Source organism: Bifidobacterium lemurum, assembly GCF_014898175.1.
Classification (GTDB): Bacteria; Actinomycetota; Actinomycetes; order Actinomycetales; family Bifidobacteriaceae; genus Bifidobacterium; species Bifidobacterium lemurum.
Map to the genome: position 1 here is coordinate 640,847 of NZ_CP062948.1, position 19,995 is coordinate 660,841.

Below are 19,995 nucleotides of genomic sequence, written 5' to 3' on the forward strand. Positions count from 1 at the left end.
ATCACACTTTACCGATCAATCAGTCCTCGAACGGATCGAAGTCACGACGGACGCGGCGACGCGGACGCTCGGAACGCTCCTCACGCTCGGAACGGTAGTCGTCGTAGTTGTCGTCGGTGGCGTAGCGCGGGTTGCGGTCGGAGCCACGGCCACGGCCGGAGGAACGACGCTCGTCACGATCGGAGCGGTCATCGCGATCGGCAGAGCGGCGGCGACGCGGACGATCATCGAAATCATCATCACGATCATCGGAACGACGACGACGCGGACGATCGTCATAATCACGATCGATATCGTCGTAGTCGCGCTCGGCGCGGCGGCGACGCGGACGATCATCGAAATCATCATCACGATCATCGGAACGACGACGACGCGGACGATCGTCATAATCACGATCGGAACGCTCGCGACGTCCACCACGACGGTCGTCGCGACCGCCGCGCTCACCACGGTCGCGGCCACCACGGCCGGCACCGGATTCCTGATCCTCGAAGCCGGGGATGGCGAGCGAGATCTTGCCGCGGTCGTCGACGCCCTGGACGATCACCTCGACGGAATCGCCTTCCTTGAGCACGTCCTCGACGGCGTCGATACGCTCACCGTTGGCGAGGTTGCGGATCTGCGAGATGTGCAGCAGACCGTCGGTGCCCGGGGTGAGGTTCACGAACGCGCCGAACGACGTGGTCTTGACGACCTTGCCGTTGTAGGTCTCGCCGGCTTCCGGCACATGCGGGTTGGCGATCTGGTCGATGATCTCCTTGGCCTTCTCGGCGGCCTCGCCGCCTTCGGAGGAGATGTAGACGGTGCCGTCGTCCTCGATCGCGATCTCGGCGCCGGTGTCTTCCTGGATCTGGTTGATCATCTTGCCCTTGGGTCCGATGATCTCGCCGATCTTGTCCACCGGCACGGTGGTGGTGATGATGCGCGGAGCGAACTCGCTCATCTCGGACGGTCCGTCGATGCACTCGTTGATGAGTTCGAGGATCGTGGTGCGAGCCTCCTTGGCCTGCTGCAGGGCGGCGGCCAGGATGTCGGCGGGGATGCCGTCGAGCTTGGTGTCGAGCTGCAGGGCGGTGATGAACTCGGAGGTGCCGGCCACCTTGAAGTCCATGTCGCCGAACGCGTCCTCGGCACCCAGGATGTCGGTCAGGGTCTTGAAGATATGCTGGCCGTCCACATCGCCGGATACCAGGCCCATGGCGATGCCCGCGACCGGTGCCTTCAGCGGCACGCCGGCGGCGAGCAGGGACAGGGTGGAGGCGCACACGGAACCCATGGAGGTCGAACCGTTGGAGCCGAGGGCCTCGGAGACCTGACGGATCGCGTAGGGGAATTCCTCGCGGCCGGGCAGCACCGGCACGATGGCCTTCTCGGCGAGGGCGCCGTGGCCGATCTCGCGACGCTTCGGGGAGCCGACGCGGCCGGTCTCACCGGTGGAGTACGGCGGCATCTCGTAGTTGTGCATGTAGCGCTTGGACTGCGGTCCGGAAAGCGCGTCGATCTGCTGCTCCATCTTGAGCATGTTCAGCGTGGTCACGCCTAGAATCTGGGTTTCGCCGCGCTGGAACAGGGCGGAACCGTGCACGCGAGGCACCACGTCGACCTCGGCCGACAGGGTGCGGATGTCGCGCAGGCCACGGCCGTCGATGCGGTAGTCCTCGGTGAGGATGCGGCGACGGACGATCTGGCGCTGTAGCTCCTTGAACGCGTTGCCGATCTCCTTCTCCTTCTCGGCATCGTCCATATCCGCGAATTCGCCAGCGAGGGTTTCCTTCACAGTCGCCTTGATCTCGGCGATGCGGTCCTGACGCGGCAGCTTCTCCGCGATGGTCAGGGCGGCGTCGAGGTCGGCGTGGGCGATCTCATCGATGCGGGCGTACAGCGCGTCGGTGTACTCCGGGAAGAGCGGGAACTCCTTGGTTTCCTTGGCGGCGATGGCCTTGAGCTCGGCCTGGGCCTCGCAGATCACCTTGATGAACGGCTTGGCGGCTTCCAGACCACCGGCGACGACTTCCTCGTCCGGCTTGATCTGGCCCTCCTCGTAGATGAGCTGCCAAGCGTTCTTGCCGGCACCGGCCTCGATCATGGCGATGGCGACATCACCGTTCTCGACCACACGGCCGGCGACCACGATCTCGAACACGGCACGGTCACGCTCGCTCCAACGCGGGAAGGCGACCCACTGGCCGTCGATCAGCGCCAGACGCACACCGGAGACCGGACCCGCGAACGGCAGACCGGAGATCATGGTGGAGGCGGAGGCGGCGTTCAGCGCGATCACATCGTAGGCGTCCTCAGGGTTCACGGCGAGGACGGTTTCCACGACCTGCACCTCGTTGCGCAGCGTGTGCGGGAACAGCGGGCGCAGCGGGCGGTCGATGATGCGGCAGGCCAGAATGGCCTCGGACGAGGGACGACCCTCGCGACGGAAGAACGAGCCGGGGATCTTGCCGGCGGCGTACATCTTCTCTTCCACGTCGACGGTCAGCGGGAAGAAGTCGTAGTTCTCCTTCGGGCTGGAGCCGGCGGTGGTGGTGCTCAGCACCATGGAATCGTCGTCAAGATAGGCGGCGACGGCACCGTCGGCCTGCTGGGCGAGGCGTCCGGTCTCGAAGCGCAGCGTGCGCTTGCCGAATGATCCATTGTCGATTACGGCCTCAACGGCCTTGATTTCGGGACCCTCCATAGGGTTCCTCCTTCTGTTTTCTTATTCCTTAGCTATCGATGTCCTCTTCAGCGGACGTCACATGTCTGCGCGGCCCCTTGGCCGTTGTTCCTCCGTCAAACCCTCTGTCTGATCCCTGCCGGCCGTCGTTCTGGCCGTTCCTCTCGCGAGTGGCATCGGCCTCTCGCCTCATGCTCGCAGAGCCATCGTCCTGTCTTCATTCGGATCACATGCGACATGCACCTGACGTGCGTTTACGGGACACCCGGCCGCGGCCGGTATGGTCCCGTCATCTTCAGTTGTGGATTCAGTTATGTAAAACGCCCGAGCGCCAATCGCGGCACTCGGGCGGAAGATTACTAGCGGCGCAGACCCAGCTTCTCGATGAGCGCACGGTAACGCTCGATGTCGTTCTTCTTGAGGTAGTCAAGCAGACGACGGCGGGAACCGATCATGAGCTGCATGCCACGACGGGAGTGGTGGTCGTGCTTGTGCTCCTTCAGGTGCTCGGTCAGGTCGGAGATTCGCTTGGACAGCAGCGCGACCTGGACCTCCGGGGAGCCGGTGTCGCCTTCGTGCGTCGCGTACTTGGTAATGATTTCGTTCTTTTCCTCAGCCGTCAGTGCCACGGCATCCTCCTTATGGTCGTTGCGCGGTGCTCCGAGCACGGTGCTCGTAGCGCTCTCTATCCGCGGGCGAAATTACGCCAAAGGGAGACTATACGCGAGGGCCGGGACTTGGGGCGGGTGCCGCGCTCACACCGTGTTGAGCAGGCCGCCGAACAGCACGATCAGCAGCGCCGCGAATTCCAGCACGAAAAAGAGGATGAACGACGACCAGCTGCGTGTGAGCACGTTGAACGGCGAATCCTTCTTGATCACCACCAGCAGGCCCACCCATAGGACGGCGAATACGGCCACTCCCGCGCCGGCGGCGAGGATGCCCAGATTGGCGGCGTTCGCAAGGCCCGAATGCTCGCCGTAGACCACATAGGTGGAATACCAGAAGTTGGTTTTGAGAATGCATAGGCCGGCCACGAACTGTTCGCATGCGAGCCCGACCACGAACACGATCAGCCATGGCCAGGAGGGCGAGACGACCACCGCCATCGCCAATCCCACGAAGGTCACCACGGTGACGGCCCAACTCACCAAGGCGATGCCGCGCGGGTCGATGCCGCTCAGATGCGCCACCAGCCAGGCGGTGTTGTTCACGGCGAGCGTGCGGCCCAGCCAGTAGGGACCGATGATGGCGGCCAGCACCGTCAGGATGTAGGCCGCCCAACGCGCGGGATGCGCGCGGCGACGGCCGATATCCGCCAATGACAGGTCGGATTCGGGGATCGAGGACGCACTGACTTTCGCTTTGATGGCTCTAGGTTCCGCGGTTTTCGCCACGTCGGTCGGCGATTCGGCGGTTGCGGCCAAGACGTTCGCGTCCGAAACGCTCGTGTCCGCATTGGTCGAAGCCACATCGGTCGGCGTTCCGGCAGCCGATGCCGCTCCGATCGCATTCGTGGTCTCGTTCATGCCGTCCACCATGGAAACCCCTTGCCGCGCGTTCCGTTCGTTGTGCTGTGACTACGATACCCCGCCCATCGGGAAAATCAATCGCCCCGCAGGATGAGTCGCGGCGGCCCCAATCGCGAGCCGTCGTTGCCACTCCGTACAGGGAAGCATACGAGCAGTCCCATTGTTCCTCGGAACATTAAATCACCCGAACAACGAACAATACCCACACTCTATTGTTCCTTTTGCCGCAAAAGGAACAATAGAGCACCGAACAAGCTTATAGAATAGGTTCTTAAGGTGCGGAAGGAACAATAGGAAATGGACTACAAGACCATAAGACAGACGATCCACGTCGGCAATTCCACGGAACGCCCGCAGGACGCCGCCGAACGCGAGTACGAAGAGCGGCTCCGCGGATGGAGCACGTTCCGCTCCGGCATCACGCTGCGCGGACACGAGGCGTTCGTCGTCAACTTCCGCGAGCTCGCCACCATAGCCGACGCGATCCGCGAACGGGAGCACGACGTCGAATCACTGTGGGACGGCCTGCCGCCGATCGCGAAGCACGCCTATCTCATGGACCTGATAGGCAACGAGATGGAAAGCACGAACGACATCGAGGGCGTGCGCTCCACCCGCAAGGAGATCAGCGAGGCGCTCGAGGCGGCGCTGAACGACGGACCGAACAAACGGTTCAGCGAGTTCGCGAAGCTGTTCCTCACTCTGAACTCCGAAGATCCGAAAGACTACGCGCCGCCCGAGACCCTCGAGGACATCAGAGACATCTACGACCGCGTCGTGGCCGGAGAGCTTTCCGATGAGGACAGGCCGGACGGCGAGCTCTTCCGCTCCGGGCCCGTGTACATCGACGACCCGTCCTCGAACCGGCGCATACACGCCGGCATCACACCGGAATCGGAGATCAAGGTGCTGCTCACGCAATGGCTGGCCCTGCTGCGGAACCGGAGCGTGCCGCCGCTCGTCAGGGCCGCGATGTGCCATTTCGCGTTCGAGTACATCCACCCGTTCTACGACGGCAACGGCAGGACGGGACGATTCCTGTTCGCCCTGCAGCTCAGACAGCATCTGAGCGTGCCCACCGCCATCAGCCTCAGTCCGGTCATCTCGGACGGCAAGGACCGCTACTACAAGGCGTTCGAGGATGCGCAGCATCCGTTGAACTGCCGCGATGCGAGCCTGTTCGCCTACCGGATGCTGAAATTCGTGGCCGACGCGCAGAAACGCATCATCGACGACCTGTCCGAGAAACAGGCAAGACTCGCGGCGGCGGCCACGATGTACGAGCCGCTGCGCACGGACGCCGGACACAACGACACCGAATCGAATATCGTGTTCTTCCTCATACAGGAGGAGCTGTTCGGGGAATCCCCGCACCGCATCACCAGAGGACAGGTGGAGCAGACCCTGCACGCCGGACGCAAACGCGTCAACAACGCTCTGGAACGACTCGAAAGAGACGGATTAATCACGCACACCGGGCAACGCCCCGCCTATTATTCCCTCACCGACGAATATCGGGACCTGCTGCTGCCTGGCACGGACACCGAAGATGCCGGCAGCCGCTAGAATCACACCAGCGACCGAGCCGATGACCTTGGCGGTCACGATTCGAGCGTTATCCTTAGGCCTCCTTCGCGGGGTTTACGGGGTGCGATAGAGGTCACCTTATAGGTCACCTTAATGTGGTGTAAATAGGCGCTAAACGGCAAAAACTCGCATGCGCGATTGCGCCGCGGTCTGCTGGTGGGGTGCCGAAAACCGTTGGAATCATTGGGGTTTCGGAAGGAAAAAAGTGGAGCGGATGACGGGAATCGAACCCGCGTAATCAGTTTGGAAGACTGAGGCTCTACCATTGAGCTACATCCGCAAGGTGTCGCTTTTGGCGACTTGGCTATTATACATAAGTCCGGACGCCACGCAACCGGCGCGCCCGCATATCGTTCGAACGTGTGTCGTGAGGACACGGATTGGAAGCGCCGCCCAGCACACGGTGGCAAACGGAGCATAACGCACTCCCAACGCCGCCGGCCGCTAAAACAACATATGCCGCTCCGCCCGCGACACCCCAGCAGCCGCACATCGGGTTCCGTCCGAGATACGCAGAAAAGCTTGGCCCACAACGGCCGCGATCACCGGGGCAGCACGCCCACGTCCGCGGTGCGCACCACATGCTCCACTCCGTCGTCGGTACGCACGGTGAGCGACGCGTCGGCGTTCAGCGCGATCGCCTCGCCCTCCAACGTGCCGCCGTCCACGAAATGCGCCTCGACCCTGCGTCCCAGCGTCCAGCTCTTCGCGGCGGCCTCGTCGCGCAGGGCGGCGCTTTGGCCCTGCGGATCTTCGATGAACATGGTGATGCGACGCTTGAGCGATGAGACGATGCCCGCGGCGATCATATCGCGCATCACCGCCCCGTCGGGCAGTCCCGCCACATGCAACTGCAGCGAGGTGGACTGCGGCGTGGGCAGGTTGGATGCCGAAAGGTTGAGATTGAGGCCGATACCGAAGATGATCGCGACACGCTCACCGTCGGCCGCGCTTTCGCCCGACATGTTCCGGTCAGTCATATTATCCGCGCCGCCCGCGCCGCCCACACCACTCGCGCCGTCCATGACACTCGCATCGTCCGCGCCACTCGCATCGGACGCGTCGTCTGCCTGAGACAGCGACAGCGGCACCAGTTCGGCGAGGATGCCGCCGAGTTTGAGCCCGTGCACGAAGATGTCGTTCGGCCATTTGAGCGTGCGCGAGCAGTCGGGTTGGTTCGGCCGCGCGCCGCATTGGCTGATCGCCTTGTCCAATCCGTCGAGCACGGCAAGTCCGGCGATCATCTGCAGCCATCCGTTCACCGATTCGTCCGTGGCGATCGCACGCGGCGCCACAGTGGCGAAGGAGACGGTGAAAGACTCCCCCGGGCGGCTCACCCAGGTGTGGTCGAGCCGGCCACGCCCGGCGGTCTGCATATCGGCGGCCACCACGGCCACCGGAACTCCGCCGTGTCCGCCGTCCGTCAAGCCGAGCGCGTCGGCATCCACGAGGTTGCGCGCCAACGAATTCGTGGATTCGGTCTGCGTCATCGCCACCATATGGTCGGCCACATGTTCGGTCCGGGGCATGCGGGGCGTCATTGCCTTCAACATTGTCATCATGGTTGACACAGTAGTCGAAGTCGTCTGATTTGACGACATCGACGGCGATGTCTAGCTCATCATCCGCTCGAGTGGCGATTCGTCGGCGGAGCTTTTGTCGTTCGGGTCACGCCGCACCAGAATCACCACGGCACCGGCGATAAGGCCGTCATGGCTCAGGGAGATCAGCCAGCCGGGCTCGCCGTCGCTCCACGCCAGTGACGTGCGCAATGTCTCCTCCACGTCCTCGCTCAACACCACGCGGGGTCGCCCGCGCTGGTCGTCGAGGATTTCGATGCTCTTCCACGGGAAGTCATCAAGCGTGTATGGGCTGGGCCGCTCCCCCAGCGCTTCCTCCCACGCTTTGAGCACCGCCTCCTTGCCGGCCCACTTGGCGGCGAGGTGCACGGTCGCGCCATCGCCTTTGACCGACGCAAGACGTAGCGCCTGATGCATCTCACGCGCGGAAAACAGCTTGCGCATGCGGGTGCCGGGTTCGGCCAACTGCTCATCCAATGCCGCGACATCCACCACGTCGTACCCAAGCCCCATGCAATTCGACACCATGCGACTAAGCATAGCGGCAAGAAACGCCCACTTCCGTAAAACAGCCGATAACATACATTATCGGCTGTTTTACGGAAACACGAATTCAGCCGCGCAAGGCCAGCTGCCAGACCCATTCGAGAAACGATTGCGACGCAGCCGGACCCCCTACTGGCGCAGAATCAGCGCCTCGTAGGGGGCCAGATCGGCGCTGGGCTGCAGCACCACGCCGGCGGCGCTGTCAAGCCAGGCGGTCTGGGGCGCGTTCGAGAAGTTGAACAGGCCCAGCAGCGTGCCGGAGTCCGTCTTGCGCACCACGGCCAGCACGGAATCGTTATGCGCGTCCCATGTGGTCACCCACGCGTCGGCCGCGAAACAAGGATCGGAGCGCATCGCGCGCAGATCGGCCATCCCCTCCCACAACCGGTTCTGCAGGGTGCCGGGCTGCGAGCGCAACGCGGCTTTCTCCCAGTCGAACTTGCTGCGGTGCAGGTTGCGGCTGTCTTCGATGCGGTCGGGATCCTCCTTGTAGTCCCAGCCGTTGAGCTGGGCGATCTCGTCGCCGCAGCTGAGCATCGGGAAGCCGCGCAGGAACGCCATCGCCTTGTGCATGAGCAGGTCGCGGTTCACGGCCACGTCGAGCGCGGGCCTGTCGTGCGTGATCAGGGCGCGTTCGATGCCGCACAGGCTGGCCGTGGTGCCGCAGCTGCGCGCGTCTCCGCTGGCTTCGTCGTAGTTGTAGAGCTCGCCCATGGCCCAGCTGCCGGGCACCGCGCCCTCGTAGAAATGGTAGAGGAATTTCTTGTGCTTGAGCGGGTCGATGCCGAGGCGCTCCTCCTCGGGTTCGTCGAGGCCCCAGCCGATGTCGTCGTGGCAGCGCAGATAGTTGACGAACCAGCAGTTTTCGGGCAGGGCGTTGAGCTTGTCGATCTGCGTTTTGAGCAGGCGGGTGTCGCCGTTGGCGAGCGCGCTCCACAGGTTCACCATGATGGAGACGTTGTAGAGCATATGGCATTCGGGGTGTTCGGGGGTGCCGAAGTAGGCGGCGAGCTCCTTGGGCGCCATCACCACCTCGCCTTTGAGCACCACGGCCGGGCAGACGCATTCGAGGGCGATGCGCAGCATGCGCACGATGGTGTGCACCTGCGGCAGGTTGCGGCTGTTGGTGCCGAGCTGCTTCCAGATGTAGGGCACGGCGTCGATGCGCAGCACCTCCACGCCGAGGTTGGCGAGATTCAGCGCGCTGGCGAGCATGGCGACGAGCACCTTGGGATTGCGGTAGTTCAGGTCCCACTGGAAGGGGTAGAACTGGGTCATCACCCACTTGTTCATACGCTCGTTCCACGTGAAGTTGCCGGGCGCGGAGTTGGGGAAGACCTGCGGGACGACCGCGTCGTACTGGTCGGGGATGGTGCGGTCGTCATAGCAGAAGTAGTAGTCCTGATATTCAGGGTCGCCGTTCTGCGCGGCTTCCGCCCAGCGGTGGGATGAGGCGGTGTGGTTCATCACGAAGTCGAGACACAGGCTGATGCCGGCTTTGCGTAGTTTCGCGGTGAGGTTGGCGAGGTCTTCGTTGGTTCCGAGCGTGGGGTCGACGTTGTTGAAGTCCTCCACCGCGTAGCCGCCGTCGTTGGCGGGATGGGGCATCTGCAGCAGCGGCATGAGATGCAGGTAGGTGAGCTTCTGCTCTTCGAGATAGTCGATTTTGTCGGCGAGTTTTTTCAGGTCTCCGGCGAAGAGGTCGGTGTATAGGGTCATGCCGAACATGTCGCCGCGCTTGTACCATTCGGGGTCGGATTCGCGGGCTTCATCCAGCGCTTTGAGGTCGGCGGGGCGGGCGGCGTAGGTCTGCGCCATCATCGTTTCGAGGTCGTCGAGCGCGGTGGGGTCGTCGTATAGCTCCATGAACAGCTGCTCGAGCTCGTCGTGATGGCGGGCGAGGCGAGCGCGGAAGATCTCGTCGGCGGTTTCGACTGCGGGTGCGGACGGCTGCATGCGATAACTCCTTTGTTGCGTATGGTGCGGACGCATACGTCGGCGTATGCGATCTGAGGGATAGTGTAACTCGCCCCGCAAGCGCTGTTCAACCGGTTCGAGACGTGTCGCAGGACTCTTCGCCGCAACGCGGATTCTCGGATTCCCGTGCGTGAATACGCAGTGACCACTCCAATTTCTTCCATACAAGAAATTGGGGCGTATTTCGACACGAATTTCTTGTATAGAAGAAATTAGGTGCCAAAATGGGGATTTCTTCTTGTATGGAAGAAATAAGCGGCGCTAAGAAAGCAACGATTTAACCACCGCAACGAGAAGGCTCCCGGTTTTCCGCGGAAAATCGGGAGCCGAACTCGTCAAGTGGTTAAATCGTTGTCAAACGCCTACCGCTCAGGCTTCGAAGAAGCCGCTCGCGCCCAAACGGGCGTCAGCATTCAGCAGCATGGCCTTCTCCACTTCGTGCGCGTCGTAGCCGCGGCCGTTCTCGCGGAATCGACGGTTGTCGATCGGCTCGTAGAGCGCGGCGTGGCCCATCATGCCTTCCTCGAGGCGGCGCTGACCGGCGGCGAGACGCGCGTTCGCACGCCCGCGCCAAGCCTCCAAAGCCTCAAGGCCGGCGGTGTTGGCCACGGCGGCTTCGAAGGCGCCCGGGTTCACAATCGCGGCGAAACCGCTCACGTGTCCGAAGCCGAGGGAGGTCGCCAGACCGGCCTTGACCGGGCCAGCCGCGCCGATGTTGAGCGGCTTGGTGACCCACACCATATGGTCGTCGCGCTCCAGTTTCGGATCGACGCAGTCGAGCGCCGCGTTGGCCGGCACCACGCCGGAGCCGAACAGCTGGGTCAGGCCGTTGACCTGGAAGATGCAGGCACCGCCCTTCGCATGGCCCGTGACCGTCTTCTGCGAGATGACGAACAGCGGGTTGCCCTCCGTGCGCCCGATGGCGTGGGCGAGCGTGTTGTGCAGCTCGGATTCGTTCGGGTCGTTCGCGTTGGTGGAGGTGTCGTGCTTGGACACCACGGCGATGTCGTCCGGGGTGACGCCCAGCTTGGCCAGGTCGCGCGCCAGCTTGGAGTCGCGTCCGCCGAGGCCCGCAGCCAGAGCGCCCAGTCCCGGCGCGGGGATGGAGGTGTGCGCGCCGTCCGCGAAGGAGTGGATGTATCCGACCACGCCGGCCACCGGCAGTCCCATCCTCAGGGCGATGTCGCCGCGCGTGAGCAGCACGGTGCCGCCGCCCTGGGATTCCAGGAAGCCGCCGCGGCGACGGTCGTTCGCGCGCGAGAAGAAGCGCGCGTCGATGCCCTTGCCGTACATTTCGGCGGAGTTGGCGGTGGCGTTCATGTTGCCGAAGCCGATCACGGATTCCACGCCGATGTCGTCGATCGCGCCGGTGACCACGAAGTCGGCCTTGCCGAGGGCGATCTTGTCGAAGCCCTCCTCCAGCGAGACCGCGGCGGTGGCGCAGGCGGAAACCGGCTGGATCATGTTGCCGTAGCCGCCGATGTAGCTTTGCATCACATGCGCGGCCACGACGTTCGGCAGGGCCTCCTGCAGGATGTCGGTCGGGATTTCGTGGTTGAGGAACCGGTCGAGGTAGAGCTTGCGCATGGAGTGCATGCCGCCGAAACCGGTGCCCTGCGTGCTGGCGACCATCGACGGATGCACGGCCTGCAGCACCTCGGTGGGCGTGAAGCCCGCGGAGAGGTAGGCGTCCACGGTGGTGACGATGTTCCACAGCGCGATCGGATCCACGGCACCGACCATGGAGGCGGGGATGCCCCACTTGACCGGGTCGAAACCGGTCGGGAACTGGCCGCCGACCGTGCGGGTCATGGTGGCGCGGCGCGGCACGCGGATCATCGAACCGGCGTGACGGGTCACGCTCCATTCGCCGGATTCCGCGTCCGGCGCGATGGTGGTGTGCGCCTCGTCCAGCTTGACGTATTCCTTGGCGATGGCCTCGGTGGGCACGGCGAAGGTCACGTCGTGGTCGAGGAAGACCTCGGCCTCCTCCTCGTCGGCGCCGTCCTTGTAGTCGGATCCCATGCCCTCTTCGAAGGGGCGGATGCCGGAGCGGGCCACGACCTCGTCGTGGTAGCGCTCGTGGATGTCCTCTTCGGGCACGAGGGTGCCGTCGGCGTCATACCAGCCGGGCGTGGGCGAATCCTGCCAGGAGAGCAGGCCCATATTCCACGCGAGTTCCAGCACCGCTCCCGCGGACAGCTCGACCGTGCCGTCGGAGTGGATGCCGAGTTCCGCTTCGAAGCGCGTACGTCCGGAACCCCACGGTCCCAGCTCGCCCACGGAGACGATGACGATCTGGTCTTCGGGACGCGCGGTCACGCCCTGCCAGTCGGCCAGGTCCACCTTCGGCTGGATCGGGACGTGCGGACTCGGCAGCGCCTTGATCAGCACGCCGGACTGCTTGGCGTCGGGGCCAACCTCGTCCTTCCGCCCACTCTCCTTCGATGCCATATCCTGCATCGCTTCGGCACGCAACGCCTTGATGTCGATCGGCTCGTTGCCCAGTCCGCCGGTCAGGTCGGCGTCGATCGGGGCGAGCGCCGCCTGTTCGCGGGATTCCAGGGAGGCCAGGTCGAGCAGCTTCACCGAGATCTCCTCGGTGGAGTAGGTCTTGAGGCCGTGACGCTCCACCACCTCGACCAGCGGGTCGTTGCCGCCCATGAGTCCGGTGCCGCGCACCCAGCCGATGCGCGGGTGGGCGAAGGTCACGCGCTCGCTCCATATCTTTTCGGCGCGGGCGCGGTTGACGATCGCGTCGAACGCGCTTTTGACCTCGCCGTACGCGCCGTCGCCGCCGAAGATGCCGCGGTTCGGGGAGCCGGGCAGGATGACATGCAGCTTGTGCTGCACGTTGGTGTCGGCGCCGATGGCCGAGAATCCGGCGATCGCGCGTTCCACGCCCCACAGCATCAGGCGCGCCTGCGATTCGAACAGTTCGCCCGAATCGGCCAGGGTGCCGTGCACCGGCGGGGCCGCGAACGGGAAGAACAGGCTCGGCTCGTAGGCTTCCTTGAGGATGGTGGTGGTCGCGCCGGAGGTCTTCTTCTGCACGTTGCCCACCCAGTTCACCAGGGCGTCCACATCGCGGTAGCTCGAGAGGTTCGCGGGCACGAGCCACAGCTTGGCCTCACCGGTGGCGTGCTCGCGGTAGGCCTGCTTGGCCCATGCTTTGACGCTCGGCTTGAAGCTGTGCGAGGTGGCGATGACGGTCGCGCCGCCGGCCAGCAGTCCCACGACCACCTGCGCGGCGATCGAGTTGGGGGCCACGCCGGTGACCACGGCGATGTCGCCTGCGAACCGCGTCTGCGAGCCCTCGGCGGAGCGCAGCGGGGTCAGCGCCTCGTTGGCCACGCGGTCGAAAGCGTCGGCCAGCTCGCGCTTTCCGGCGGACTGCGCCTTGGCGGCGAACCACTTGGCTTCGTCGACCACGGCTTTGCCGAGTCCGGCGAAGCTGCCGGACAGCGCGGAGGCGTCGTCGTTGTAGAACGCGCGGGCGAGATCCTCGCGGGCGGAGGCCCAGCGGTCATCGAAGAGAATGGCCTTGTCGGCGTCGAAACGCGGTTCGACCTGCTTGGGCCAGTCGGAGCCGAGTTCGGCTTCGACGGCGGCCACCACCGCGGCGTTCTCGTCGAATTCGGTTTCGGCCACGGGAGCGCTCACGCCCAGCTCGCCCAGGATGAAACGGGCGGTGGAGGCGAGCACGCCGTTGGGGCCGGTCACCTGTTCGGCGAAGGCGTTCAGCGCGGCGGAGTCGACCACGGCACCGCCAGCCGCGCCACCGGCGCTCGGCAGGGCCACGTTCACGCCGTTGGCGGCGGCGACCTTCTGCACGGCCGCGTCGATCAGCTCGTTCGCGGCGGAGGCGTTGGACGCGGCCGCGGTCGGCAGGCCGGCCAGCTCGCCGCCGCGGGAGCTCGCACCCTCACGCGTTTCGAGCACCAAGGCGGCGACCACATGCGAGGCCCAGCCGGAGCCCAGCTGCCAGACGTCGGTGACGCGCTTCTCCACGCCGGCGACCTTGATGCCGGCCGCGCCGAGCAGACCGCGCACGCGGTCGCGCACGATGTCGCTCAACACCGGACCGAAGGCCTTGTAGTTGGGGGCCACCTTGTTGACCAGCGCGCTCAACGCGTCGATGCTCGCCTCGGCGGCACCGTCGACGCTGGCCACGCCCAGCTCGGAGCTGATGTCCATAAGCAGCTGGTTGCGACGGCTGGAGACGCCGTTGGTCAGGGTGTCGGTGGTGTCGTTGCCGCCGATCTGGTCGGGGCGCACCTTGGCCGAGTAGGCCAGCAGCGTGGCGATGGCGTCGGAAGCCTTGAAGGGGATGTCAACAATGGACGACCCTAAAACGGCACCGGATGCCGGAGCGGAGGGCTCGGCGACGGGAACCGCAGCGGCAGGCACGGCCTGAGCGACCGGAGCCGGGGCATCGGCGGCCACGGAAGCCGCAGCGGCAGCCACAGCAACCTCCTCAACCTCATCCTCCACCTCAGCGGCCAGAGAATCGGTGTCGGTCATGTACACGCGGCCCTCGTCGCGGCCCACGTTGTACACGGTCACGTCACGGCCGGCGAATTCCGGCAACGCCAGCGTCTTGGATGCGAGGTTGGCGAGCGTCGGCGAGTTGCCGAGGCCGACCTCGACGTATTCCTCGACGCCCAGTCCGCCCTGCGTCTCGCTGCCGAACAGCAGCGCCTGGGTTTCGATCCAGCGCACCGGGGAGGCGAACTGCCAGGAGAGCAGTTCGGTGAGCAGCAAGCGGCCGAGCTTCTGGTCGTCGGCGGCGTAGGAGTCCCACACGGCCGGGTCGGCCAGCGCGGCCTGGATGCGCTCGGAGGGCACGACCTCGAGGATCTTCGCGGCGAATTCGCGGGTCATCTCGAACGGCGCGGCCACGAGGTTCGGAATATAGCGCCCTTCAAGGCGGCCGCGGTAGTCGATATACGCCGGCAGCAGCGCGTCGAGCTTGTCGCGGAATTCCGGCACGCCCTTGCGCAGCAGCGTGGAGTGGAACGGCACGTCGATGCCGGGCACCAGCATGAACGCCTTCCTGCCGCCGTATTCGGCCACACGGCGCGCGGAGTCGGCCTGCAACGCCTTGAGTCCGGCGATGGTGCCCGCCACCGCGTACTGCTGGCCGGCGAGGTTGTAGTTCACGATTTCAAGGAATTCGCCGCTGGCTTCGGCCACGGAGGCGACGTATTCCTTGACGTGCGCGTCGTCCACGCCGAACTGGTTGGGTCGCAGCGCGCCCATGCGGTAGTTGGAGCGGCCCTGCGCGTCGCGTTCGATGAGATGGTGCATGGTGGAGCCGCGGTGGAACACGAGTTCCAGCACGGTTTCCAGCGGGATCACGTCGGCGAAGGAGCTCAGCGCGTTGTATTCGCCCAGCGAATGGCCGGCGAAGTAGGCGGGCCAGATGTCGGCGCCGGCTTCGCGCAGACGCGCGGTCTGGGCGAAGGCCACGGTGGCGAGCGCCACCTGCGTGAACTGGGTGAGGTTGAGCAGGCCTTCGGGGTGACGGTAGGTGACGCCGTTGGCGGTCAGTTCCTTGGGATTGTCGCGCACGAGGCCGAGGATCGAGAATCCGAGACGGGTGCGGGTGAGCTGGTCGGCGCGCTCCCACACGTCGCGTGCGGCCGGGGACTTGGCGCGCTCGTCGAGCACCATGCCCTGCGACTGGATGCCCTGGCCGGGGTATACGAAGGCGGACTTGGGGGCGCGGGCGATGGCGGTGGCGCGCGAGACGAGCTGTCCGTCGATACGGCAGGTCACTTCGAGGGCGAGACCGCCGTGGCGCACCTTGCCGACGCGTTCGACGCTGATCTCCACTTCGTCGTCGAGCTGGACCATGCCGTACATGTTGTAGGTCCAGCCGGCGATCTCGTAGTGCGCGCCTTTCTCGTCCACGGCCTGGGCCACGTGCTGGGCGGTGGCGGACAGCCACATGCCGTGCACGAGCGGGGCCGCGAGGCCGGAGATTCGCGAGCCGCGCACGGAGGTGTGGATCGGGTTGAAGTCGCCCGAGGTGCGCGCGAACGCGGTCATCTCGTGCGGCGCCTTCACCTTGACGCGGCGCAGCATACGCCTCGGCGTGGGTTCGACCGTCTCAAAGCGGATGTCTCCGTCATGCCGGACGGAACTCGCCCCCTCCTGCCGGACGGAACGCTCCCCCTCCTCGTCACGCTGAGCAGAACTCGTCTCTTTCCCAGCATGCCGGACGGAACTCGCATCCTCCCCGTCATGCCGGGCGGAACTCGCCCCCTCCTCGTCATGCTGAGCGGAGCGCAGCGCAGTCGAAGCATCCCCCGCGCCCATCACACGCAGCAGGTCGCCATACTCCGGCGCCTCGCTCGGCAGCGCGTCGGAGAAGACGCGTCCGCGGATGGCGAAGCGTTCGGTTTCGCGCGCGAGCACGGCACCGTCGGCGGCGGTGTGGACCACATGGATGGTGACGACGCGTCCGGAGGCGGATTCGAAATAGTCCTCGGCCCATGAGGTCAGCGCGATGGTTTCGCCCACATGCTCCAGCAGCTCATCCTCGCTTACCTCGAGTTCGATGAGATGGTCGAGATGCACCGCGTTAAGCAGGCCTTCGATCACCGGATAGCCCTTGACATACACGGAGCCGAGCGCCGCGTAGATCGCCGGCCAGGCCGGTCCGACCAGCGCGTCGGGGGCGATGCGGGAGGTGACAAGTCCCGGCAGGGTGCCGGCGGTGGCGGCCTCATGGTCGAAGCCGAGGTTGGCGGACAACGTGTAGGACGCGCGCGCCACTCCAAACACCGCGTCGGCATCCGCCCCTTCGATCACGGGCATGGCTTCGAGCTTGTCGCCGGTGATGGCGGTGTTGCCGATGCCGGCGGTGGCGGCGAGCATGTCGTACACGTGGCCGACGAGTCGCTCGCGGTTGACGACCGGCAGCAGGCCGGTTTCGCCGGAGCGCACGGTCAGGGGGATGACGATGTCGCGCACGGCGTGCTTGGATGCGCCGCCGTCGGGATCGCCGTCCCAGAAGGTGTCGAGGTGGATGTCGAGGTCGTATTCGCCGTTCTTCCCGTCGACGGCGCGGATTTCGTAATGCTCGTCGCCCGCTTCGGTGCCGAAGGCGGGGTTGGAGGTCAGGTGCCCCACCCAGGAGATGTTCGGGGATTTGCGGATGAACTCCTCGACGCTTGCGGCGGCGCCCAGCTCGGATTCGGCCGCTGTCGCCTCACCGATCATGCCGCGCACGCGTTCCAGCGCGGCCGTCTCGAAGCGGCCGAGGATGTCGGCGACGGGCTCGTCTTTGGTGGTGATGCCGGCCACGGCGATCGGGCCGGGGATGATGCGCACGGAGTCGGCGGAATAGCGCGGATCCTCGGACTGCCACAGCTGGTCCTGGCCCCACCAGCGCAGCAGGTCGTTGTCGATGACCGGCACGAAGGGCATGGGCTTGGGGCATTCGCGCACGAGCACCGGGAACCAAGCCACGTCGGCGGCGGTCACGGTGATCTCGTCGGCCTGCGGATAGGCGGCGGCGAGACGTTCGAGGGCGGCGAACGGGTCGGCCTCCACGTCGGCGCGCGAGGCGAACAGCGAGGCGAATTCGCCGCTGTCCTGCGCGCTCACGCGGGCTTCGATGCGCTGCAGCAGGTGCAGGAATCGGTCGGCGTAGGTCTCGTCGGCCCACGGGAACGACAGTTCGGCGAAGCGGCGCGCCCACGCCAGATAGGTCATGGCGGCAAGGTCGCCGAAATACGGCTTGGCGGTGGCGTTCAGCGCGTCGATGATCTCGTCGCGGCGTGATTCCAGCTCTTCGGGATGCTTCATGACGTGCACGAGCAGTCGTCCGCACGCTGCGGAGGCGTTCTCCACCTCGTAGATGTCGGCGTGCAGGTGGCTCAGGCCCGAGGCCACGCCGCCGACGGAGCCTCCGGCCGGCACCCACTGTTCGCCGCGGGGCGCGAACGGGTCGGGATTCTTCTCAAAGGAGGTGATGCCCGGCGTGTTGACGAGCAGCTCCTTGACCTGCGGGCTGGTGTGCGCCTCTTTGGCGGTCATCACGGCGGTGCCGACGAGCACGCCGTCCACGGGCATGTCGGGCAGGTCGTAGGCGCGGGCCCACTGGCCGGAGATGTAGTCGGCGGCGCGTTCCGGCGTGCCGATGCCGCCGCCGGCCACGAGCACGAGATTCTCGCAGGCGCGCACTTCGGCGTAGGTGTTGATGAGCAGGTCGTCGAGAGACTCCCAGCTGTGGTGGCCGCCGGCGGAGCCGCCTTCGACCTGAACGAGGATGGTGGTGGGGGCCACGGCCTTGGCGATGCGCACCACCTGGCGGATCTGGTCGACCGTGCCGGGCTTGAAGCTCACGTAGGGCAGTCCGTCCGCCTGCAGCGACCTGACGAGCTCCACGGCCTCATCCAACTCGGGGATGCCGGCGGAGACGACCACGCCGTCGATCGGAGCGCCCGAAGCGCGCTTCTTGGTGACGATATGCGAGGAGCCGAATTGCAGGTTCCACAGGTAGCGGTCCATGAACATCGCGTTGAATTCGACCGTGCGCCCCTCTTCGAGCAGTTCCTCGAGACGGGCGATATGGCGGTCGAACACTTCGGCGGTCACCTGGCCGCCGCCGGCGAGTTCGGCCCAGTAGCCGGCGTTCGCCGCGGCCGCGACGAGTTCCGGCTCGACGGTGGTGGGCGTCATGCCGGGCAGCAGCACCGGCGGCTTGCCGGTCAGCTCGGAGAATTTGGTGAGGATTTTGTCGCCGGCAGGCGTGCTGAGCACACGCGGGGCGAAGTCATGCCAGTTCTGGGTGCGTTCGGGTTCGCCGTCCAGTGTGGCGAGGCCGGCGCGCGCGGCGATGGTGTCGGCTTCGACCACGCCCACGCCGGTGCCCTGCACCAGGTTGGAGACAAGCTTGCCGAGCGTGACGCCCGGGCCCATGTCCACGATCCACAGGGAGGCCGGGTCGGTGGATTCGAGTAGCGCGCGCACGCGGCCCGCCCAATCCACATGGTTGACGAGCACCTCTTCGGCGAGGGTGCGGGCGCGGGATTCGTCGAGTCCGGCGGCACCGGCCCAGGCGACGGCCTGTTCGACGGCGTCGGCCATCAGCGGCGAGTGGAACGGCAGGGTCACGTCGAGGTATTCGAGCACGGGGTCGAACACGGAGCCGCCGCGCACCTTCTCGTCGCGCAGCTTGGCCTGATGCTTGTGCTCCTTCCCGGCTTCGACGGCAAAGGCGGCGAGGTCCTCGGGGTGGCCGGAAAGCACCATGTGGTCGGCGGCGTTGGTCACGGCGATGGAGATCGGACCGCGGGCGCGGCTTACGCGGGCGATCAGCGTTTCGGCCTGTTCGCGGCTCACGCCCTTGGCCGACAGCATCGGGGTGGCGTCGCCGCGTTTGGCGGCCAATCCCAGCGCGCGGGCCTGGCGGGTGCCGGCCACGCCGATCAGCCGGGCGATGGCGAGAATCGCGACGATTTCGTCGCGCGTGGCTTCGATCGAACCGGCGGCGCGAATCGCGTCGACGATATGCGCGGCGAGGATGCCCTGCGAGTGTCCGAGCACGGCCACCGGCCGGGCGGAGGCGACGTCGTAGCCGAGGTTGGCGGCGTCGGCCATCGCGCCCAGCTGGGTCAGGGCGATGCCTTCGACCGAGACGCTGGCGTCGGCGGCCGCGCCGAGACGCGCGGAGTCGGGCGTAAAGCCGAACAGGTCGACCGGGCGGCCCGTGGTGGCGAGCAGGTCGGCGGCCACGGGGGCGAGCAGACGGTCCGCCGCGGCGGCGTGGTCGCGCAGCGTCTCGTCGAGCGTGGGGTCGGACGTCAGGTCGGCGAGCGCGGCGGTCCACGGCGTGGACTGGCCGGCGAAGGCGAGCGCGTGCGGCTCGGCGGCGAGACGGCTGAGGAAGAAGGTGTCTGTCATTGCTTGTCCTTGCTGGTTGTGTGTTTTGGTCTTACGTATGCGGGGTATTCACCCGTCATGCTGAGCGGAACGGCTCCCCCACCCGTCATGCTGAGCGGAACGAAGTGGAGTCGAAGCATCTCACTGGGATCCTTCGACTCCGCCCTGCGGGCTCCGCTCAGGATGACGGAGAAATGGAACGGGCTCCGCT

General features: G+C 65.8%; 8 protein-coding genes and 1 tRNA gene. 1 reads left to right on the forward strand and 8 read right to left on the reverse strand.

Features of this window, described 5'->3' with window-relative positions; genetic code table 11:
- Positions 1–19: 19 nt before the first annotated feature.
- From BL8807_RS02505 to BL8807_RS02515, 3 genes are all read right to left on the reverse strand, one after another.
- Positions 20–2,686 carry a polyribonucleotide nucleotidyltransferase gene (locus tag BL8807_RS02505; protein WP_072723390.1) on the reverse strand — a complete coding sequence of 889 codons (2,667 nt, stop codon included), beginning with the start codon at positions 2,684–2,686 and terminating at the stop codon, positions 20–22.
- A 338-nt stretch (positions 2,687–3,024) separates the two neighbouring features.
- A complete protein-coding gene (rpsO, locus tag BL8807_RS02510) occupies positions 3,025–3,294 on the reverse strand; it encodes a 30S ribosomal protein S15 (protein WP_072723388.1) in 270 nt (89 codons plus the stop codon).
- A gap of 126 nt (positions 3,295–3,420) precedes the next feature.
- Positions 3,421–4,194 carry a hypothetical protein gene (locus tag BL8807_RS02515; RefSeq protein ID WP_226847436.1) on the reverse strand — a complete coding sequence of 258 codons (774 nt, stop codon included), beginning with the start codon at positions 4,192–4,194 and terminating at the stop codon, positions 3,421–3,423.
- Positions 4,195–4,494: 300 nt separating this feature from the next.
- Here BL8807_RS02515 and BL8807_RS02520 point away from each other — a divergent pair, with 300 nt between their 5' ends.
- The gene (locus BL8807_RS02520) at positions 4,495–5,763 is read left to right on the forward strand and encodes a Fic family protein (protein ID WP_072723386.1); all 1,269 of its coding nucleotides are present in this window, start codon (positions 4,495–4,497) and stop codon (positions 5,761–5,763) included.
- Positions 5,764–5,990: 227 nt separating this feature from the next.
- On the opposite strand, the gene BL8807_RS02525 is transcribed toward BL8807_RS02520, so the two are convergent.
- From BL8807_RS02525 to BL8807_RS11930, 5 genes are all read right to left on the reverse strand, one after another.
- Positions 5,991–6,064: transfer RNA gene (locus BL8807_RS02525), tRNA-Gly, on the reverse strand.
- A gap of 262 nt (positions 6,065–6,326) precedes the next feature.
- Positions 6,327–7,346 carry a biotin--[acetyl-CoA-carboxylase] ligase gene (locus BL8807_RS02530; protein WP_072723385.1) on the reverse strand — a complete coding sequence of 340 codons (1,020 nt, stop codon included), beginning with the start codon at positions 7,344–7,346 and terminating at the stop codon, positions 6,327–6,329.
- A 51-nt stretch (positions 7,347–7,397) separates the two neighbouring features.
- The gene (locus BL8807_RS02535) at positions 7,398–7,877 is read right to left on the reverse strand and encodes a holo-ACP synthase (RefSeq protein ID WP_072723640.1); all 480 of its coding nucleotides are present in this window, start codon (positions 7,875–7,877) and stop codon (positions 7,398–7,400) included.
- 162 nt (positions 7,878–8,039) lie between these two features.
- Complete coding sequence (locus BL8807_RS02540) at positions 8,040–9,866, reverse strand: alpha-amylase family protein (RefSeq protein ID WP_072723383.1); 1,827 nt, start codon at positions 9,864–9,866, stop codon at positions 8,040–8,042.
- 390 nt (positions 9,867–10,256) lie between these two features.
- Positions 10,257–19,805: a type I polyketide synthase gene (locus BL8807_RS11930; RefSeq protein WP_226847437.1), complete on the reverse strand. Its 9,549-nt coding sequence runs from the start codon at positions 19,803–19,805 to the stop codon at positions 10,257–10,259.
- Between the last annotated feature and the right edge of the window lie 190 nt (positions 19,806–19,995).

Bases quoted from the DNA above. Each gene is read 5' to 3' on its own strand.
- BL8807_RS02505 (WP_072723390.1), bottom strand. From the start codon at position 2,686: ATGGAGGGTCCCGAAATCAAGGCCGTTGAGGCCGTAATCGACAATGGA.
- BL8807_RS02540 (WP_072723383.1), bottom strand. From the start codon at position 9,866: ATGCAGCCGTCCGCACCCGCAGTCGAAACCGCCGACGAGATCTTCCGC.
- BL8807_RS02520 (WP_072723386.1), top strand. From the start codon at position 4,495: ATGGACTACAAGACCATAAGACAGACGATCCACGTCGGCAATTCCACG.
- BL8807_RS11930 (WP_226847437.1), bottom strand. From the start codon at position 19,805: ATGACAGACACCTTCTTCCTCAGCCGTCTCGCCGCCGAGCCGCACGCG.
- BL8807_RS02530 (WP_072723385.1), bottom strand. From the start codon at position 7,346: ATGATGACAATGTTGAAGGCAATGACGCCCCGCATGCCCCGGACCGAA.
- BL8807_RS02515 (WP_226847436.1), bottom strand. From the start codon at position 4,194: ATGAACGAGACCACGAATGCGATCGGAGCGGCATCGGCTGCCGGAACG.
- BL8807_RS02535 (WP_072723640.1), bottom strand. From the start codon at position 7,877: ATGGGGCTTGGGTACGACGTGGTGGATGTCGCGGCATTGGATGAGCAG.